At 37.3% G+C, this 268-nt stretch carries 1 protein-coding gene; it reads left to right on the top strand.

Annotated elements, in window-relative coordinates:
• Positions 1 to 13: 13 nt before the first annotated feature.
• A partial coding sequence (locus KB213_RS12045) for a DUF4373 domain-containing protein (protein ID WP_346266717.1) occupies positions 14 to 268 on the top strand: 255 nt, incomplete at its 3' end.

Raw genomic sequence — 268 nt, forward strand, 5'->3', positions numbered from 1 at the left:
GGTTAGAAAATTAATCAAGTATCAGGGCGGTAAAGCCATTACCGTATATGCTCTCCTGCTATGTAATATCTACAAACAAGGGTATTACATGATGTGGGATGAAGAGTTGCCTTTCATTGTATCGGAACAAACGGGCTTTGAAGAGGCGTATATACGTGAGGTTATTAAATGCTGCTTGGTAGTCGGGTTATTTTCTAAGGATTTATATGAATCAGATAAGGTTTTAACGTCAAAAGGAATACAAGAACGCTATCAGAAGATAAGTGAT

This window comes from Neokomagataea anthophila (genome assembly GCF_018122595.1).
Classification (GTDB): Bacteria; Pseudomonadota; Alphaproteobacteria; order Acetobacterales; family Acetobacteraceae; genus Gluconobacter; species Gluconobacter anthophilus.